This is a genomic window from Dietzia sp. CQ4, from assembly GCF_014145125.1.
GTDB classification, from domain to species: domain Bacteria; phylum Actinomycetota; class Actinomycetes; order Mycobacteriales; family Mycobacteriaceae; genus Dietzia; species Dietzia natronolimnaea.
The window spans coordinates 1-4,886 of the sequence record NZ_JAALDZ010000208.1 but is presented as its reverse complement, the minus strand read 5'-3'; the positions used below and the strand labels follow the sequence as shown (position 1 = coordinate 4,886).

General features: G+C 72.5%; 7 protein-coding genes. 4 read left to right on the top strand and 3 right to left on the bottom strand.

The genetic code is table 11. The features are described from left to right. Together G6031_RS12395 and G6031_RS12390 are read right to left on the bottom strand one after the other, a co-directional pair. Positions 1-355 (bottom strand): GNAT family N-acetyltransferase (locus tag G6031_RS12395; protein ID WP_182653424.1); only part of this gene is annotated, 355 nt, incomplete at its 3' end. Beyond that, positions 352-1,041, bottom strand: a complete 690-nt coding sequence (locus G6031_RS12390; protein ID WP_179524621.1) for a response regulator transcription factor — start codon at positions 1,039-1,041, stop codon at positions 352-354. The genes G6031_RS12395 and G6031_RS12390, both read right to left, overlap by 4 nt. Before the next feature lie 84 nt (positions 1,042-1,125). On the opposite strand from G6031_RS12390, the gene G6031_RS12385 reads away from it, so the two are divergent. From G6031_RS12385 to G6031_RS12370, 4 genes are all read left to right on the top strand, one after another. Next, positions 1,126-1,866: a DUF2993 domain-containing protein gene (locus tag G6031_RS12385; protein ID WP_182653423.1), complete on the top strand. Its 741-nt coding sequence runs from the start codon at positions 1,126-1,128 to the stop codon at positions 1,864-1,866. 10 nt (positions 1,867-1,876) lie between these two features. Continuing rightward, positions 1,877-2,707 (top strand): sulfurtransferase, encoded by an 831-nt coding sequence (locus G6031_RS12380; protein ID WP_182653422.1) that lies wholly within the window; start codon positions 1,877-1,879, stop codon positions 2,705-2,707. A 48-nt stretch (positions 2,708-2,755) separates the two neighbouring features. Next, complete coding sequence (locus tag G6031_RS12375) at positions 2,756-3,256, top strand: hypothetical protein (protein ID WP_182653421.1); 501 nt, start codon at positions 2,756-2,758, stop codon at positions 3,254-3,256. 119 nt (positions 3,257-3,375) lie between these two features. Then, positions 3,376-4,065, top strand: a complete 690-nt coding sequence (locus G6031_RS12370; protein WP_182653420.1) for a heme-binding beta-barrel domain-containing protein — start codon at positions 3,376-3,378, stop codon at positions 4,063-4,065. Between the two features lie 106 nt (positions 4,066-4,171). Here the strand turns inward: G6031_RS12370 and G6031_RS12365 are convergent. Continuing rightward, positions 4,172-4,886: aminotransferase class IV (locus G6031_RS12365; protein WP_182653419.1), on the bottom strand; the 715-nt coding region annotated here is incomplete at its 5' end.

Sequence of the window (4,886 nt, the reverse complement as noted above, 5' to 3'; positions counted from 1 at the left end):
CGGCGAGTGCACGCGCGGCCGGCAGGTCACCGTGCGCCCACACCGCGGCGGAGGGCTCGAGGTCGAACACCGCGCGGACCAGCTCCGACCCGACCCCGCGTCGACGGCGCCCGGGGGCCACGACCATCTCGGCGGTCGCCTCCCCGCCGCTGCCGTCGAGCTGGGCGTAGCCGGCGACCTCACCCTCGTCTCCGCGGACCAGGAGATGGCGGACGGCCTGCTCGTCGCCCGACCGGAGCGACCGCAGAGGCTGCTCGCCGAGCGGTGCCACCCCGTCCTCGGCCGCGGCGTCCCGGGCGACGGCCTCGATCAGCGCGGCCGTCTCGTCGTCCACCGCGTGCTCGATGGCGGTCATGCGTCTCCCCCGTCCTCCCTGCGGTCGGTCGGCCGGACCGCTTTGTACCCGACGTTACGCACGGTTCCGATGAGGGACTCGTGGTCGGGCCCCAGCTTGGCCCGCAGCCGTCGGACGTGGACGTCGACCGTCCGGGTTCCGCCGAAGAAGTCGTATCCCCAGACCTCCTGGAGGAGCTGGGCGCGGGAGAACACGCGTCCGGGGTGTTGACACAGGTGCTTGAGGAGCTCGAACTCCTTGTAGGTCAGGTCCAGGGGTCGCCCCTTCACCCGGGCGACGTAGGTCTCCTCGTCGATCACGAGCTCGCCCACCGTGAGCAACCCGCCGTCGGACTCCCCCTGCGCGGAGTGACGGGCGGCGGAGAGCCTGAACCGGGCGTCCACCTCCGCCGGTCCCGTGGTCGGCAGGATGATGTCGTCGAGACCCCAGTCCCCGCTGACCGCGATGAGCCCGCCCTCCGAGACCACCGCGATGACGGAGATGTCCGCGCTTCCCGACAGGAGGCGGCAGAGCGCGCGGGACGCCGCGAGATCACTCCGCGCGTCGACGACGGCGAGCGCGGCCCCCGACAGCTCGGCCACGGAGGAGGCGAGGGCCGGCAGCAGCCTGACCGAATGCGGCAGGAGCGACAGCGCGGGGACCACCGCCTCGGGGTCGGCTTCAGTCGTGAGGAGCACTACGTCCATGTGTCGCTTCCTCCTCGTCCGGGCGCCCAGACGATACTAGCGACCCGTCCCCCAGTTCCGACGATCGGAGTAGACCTGAACCCCATGAGAGCCCGTCGCAGTGTCACGGTGGCGACCGCCGCCCTGGCCGTCGTGGTGGTCGGCGCCTTCACCGTGGACTCCGTCAACGCCTCCATGGTGGAGGCGGACGTGTCCAACCGGATCCGCCCGGCGACCCCGGGGGTCGCGGCCCCGTCGGTGATGATCGGTGGGGGCCCGTCGACACGGTGGGCGGGGCCCGGGACACTGGCGTCGGCGTCGATCCGCATCGAGGGTGTCACCCGCCCGGGTCTCGGTCCGGTGGCCGTGGAGGCGGCCGTCACCGATCTGTCCGTGCCGGAGGACCGGTCCGCCGACATGACCGCGGGTGCGGTCACCGTCTCCGTCCAGATCACCGGAGACTCGCTCGGCCCCGCCCTGGGGATGCGGGACGTCCTGGTCGGCGGCGCCGACGACCCGAGCCTCGCCGGGGGGGTCGAGCACCGGGCCCGCGTCACCGGGACCCTGGCGGGGACCGACACCCGCGTGTCGGCGATCGTCGACCTGGTCGTCGACGAGTCCGGCGCGCACCTCGTCCCGGTCGAGCCAGCGACGGGACCCTCCGGACTCCCCGACCAGGACCCCGACCTCGCGTTGCGACGGACCGCGCTGACCCTCTCCCCGGACGTCCTCCCCCTCGGGATCGCGGTGGAGACCCTCACCGTGCGGGGTGGGACGATCACCGCCGGCGGTACGGCCGGCCCGGGCGCTACGCCGCTCGGCGACCTGGCCCGACCGGACCACTAGACTCCCCGATATGAGTCGCGACGACGTACTGGTCAGCACCCGCTGGGCCGAATCGCGCCTCGACGATGACTCGGTGGTCTTCCTCGAGGTCGACGAGGACGTGTCGGCGTATCACACCGACGGCCACATCCCCGGGGCCGTCGCGCTGAACTGGCGCACGGAGTTGCAGGAGGAGTACACGCGGGACCTCGTGGGCCGCGAGAGGTTCGGCGAACTCATGTCCGAACGCGGGATCACCCGCGATCACACGGTCGTGGTGTACGGCGGCAACCACAACTGGTTCGCCGCCTACGCCTACTGGTATCTGCGCCTCTACGGCCACGCCGACGTGCGGCTGCTCGACGGCGGTCGCATGCGGTGGGAGCGCGACGGACTATCTCTCGACACCGATGTACCCCGGCGACCGGTGACCGCTTACGTGGCCGACCCGCAGGATCTGTCGATCCGCGCGTTCCGCGACGACGTCCTCGCGGGGCTGGGCAGCGACGCGCTCGTGGACGTCCGCTCGGTCGACGAGTACACCGGCAGGCTCGCGGCGCCGGCCGGGCTACCCCAGGAGGGCGGGCGTCAACGCGGACACATCCCGGGCGCCGTGAGCATCCCCTGGAACCGCGCCGTGACCCGCGACGGCACCTTCCGCACCGACGCCGACCTCCGCGAGATCTACGCGGACTTCCTCGACGAACCCGGTCGCCGCGTGGTGACCTACTGCCGGATCGGTGAGCGCTCCAGCCACACCTGGTTCGTCCTCCACGAGCTCCTCGACCAGCCCGACGTGGTCAACTACGACGGCAGCTGGGTGGAGTACGGCTCACTGATCGGTGTCCCGGTCGAGCGGTGAGGATCCTCCTCGCCCCGCTCGGGCGATCGACTCGCTAATCTCTGGGGCATGTCACTTCTCTCCCGAGCGTTCGGACTGGCCGCACGCGCCTCCGTCGTCGCCGTCGGCGCCTCCGTGGCCTCCGCCGTCATCGTCGGCGTCGACCAGCGACGGGGCGCGGTCCCCCAGGTCCCGGACCACCCCGGCCCGTACTCCCCCGCGGAGCGCGAGGCGGCGGTGCGGATGTACCTCACCGCGCTCACGCTGCCCGCGGCCGCGTTCCGGGTGCCCTTCGCGCCGGACTGCGTCCGGCGGGAGAACGGGCTCAGGACCGGGTTCGGCGCCGACCACCTCAAGTGGGACCTGCACCTGCACCTGCAGTACTCGACCATCCGGGAGGTGCGCGACATCCTGATCACCGTCGATCCGCCGGGACGCGAGGGCGTCGTGCACGCGGACTTCACCCTCGTGACCGTGGTGGGGCTCAGGGCACGGGTCAGCGAGGACTTCGTGGTACCCCCCGAGGACTGCCTGATCCACTCGATCGACGCCCGCATCTCACTCGGCTGACACCCTCGGGGTTAGGATTAGACCATGGTGCTCTTCTTCGAGATCCTCCTCGTCCTCTGCACGCTGGCCATCACATGGGTCACCTGCTACATCGTGTACCGCACGGTCACCGACGAGTCGTGACGGACGGCGGCCACACCGGCGCGGTCGACCCCACGTCGTCCACCCCCGAGGGGGGAGACGGCGGCTCGGTCATCCGCGGGTCCGCGAACGCGGCGGTCGATGCCGCGGCGCAGCGATCCGAACAGACCGCGGGTCGGAACATCCCGGCGTTCTCCGACCTCCCGGTCCCGGGGGACACGGCCAACCTCCGGTTCGGTCCTGACCTGCACCCGGGCCTTCTCGCCCTGCTCCCCCTGGTGGGGGTCTGGGAGGGCGAGGGCGAGGCGGACACCGCCGACCGGGGCGAGCACCGCTTCGGCCAGCAGATCGTCGTCTCCCACGACGGGGAGAACTACCTGAGCTGGAGTTCCCGCGCCTGGACGTTCGACACGGGCGGGGCGGTCGACGACGCCGCCTACCGCGAGTCGGGGTTCTGGCGGATCTCCGCGGACGACCAGCTCGAGTTCCTGGTGGCGCACGCCTCCGGGGTCATCGAGATGTACTACGGGGCGCCGATCAACCAGGCCGCGTGGGAGATGGCGACCGACGTCGTGCTCGCCTCCCCCACCGGCCCGGAGCGTGGCGGCGCCAAGCGCATCTACGGGATCGTCGAGGGCGGCGACCTGGGGTGGGTCGAGGAGCGCGTCCACCCGGAGAAGGGCCTGGTCCCGCACATGTCGGCGCGCCTGCGGCGCGTCGCCGGCTGACCGCGCCCGTCGACGGCTGACCGCGCCCGGCGTCGGCCTACCGACCCGGGGTCCGCGTCGGCCTTCGGACCGGCGACGGGTGTCGGCCGATGTCCCGCACGGGACGTCAGGCCCGCCCGACCGCCCGGTCGACCATCCCGGCGACGTCGACCCCGGGATACGCCCCGTCCAGCGTCACGTCGTCGATCCGGCGGACCCGGGCGGCGAGGGTGACCGAGGAGAGCAACCACACGGCGTCGGCCGTGAGCAGATCCGACAGCAGGAGCCGTTCGCGGCGGACCGGTACACCCTCCCGCTCCGCGACCTCGGCCAGCGCCCCGAGCGTGGTGCCCTCGAGGATCCCGACCTCCGCCGGGGGACTGACGAGTTCACCTGATCGGGCGATGAGGATCGTCGACCGGGGGCCCTCGAGAACCTCTCCCTCGGAGGACAGGTACACCACGTCGTCGTACCCGTCGGCGGCCGCGTGGCGCAGGGCGGCCATGTTGGCCGCGTAGGACAGGGTCTTGGCGCCCAGCAGCATCCAGGGCGCCGACGCGGCGAAGTCCGCCGGGAACCCCCTGCCCAGCACGGTCACCGCGATGCCCTCCGCGCGGGCTCGCACCGCGTGTGGACCGACCGGGGCGACGGTGATGTAGGCCGTCTCCGGGCCCCCGCGCTCGGGGCCACGGGACAGCACCAGCCGCACCATCGCCTCGGAGTCCGGGCCCCATTCCCGCGCGGCCAGCGCGATCCCCGCACCCCATTCCCCGGCCGTCGGCCCGGTGAGACCGAGAGCGGCGGCCGACCTCCCCAACCGGGCGAGATGCCGCTCCGGCTTG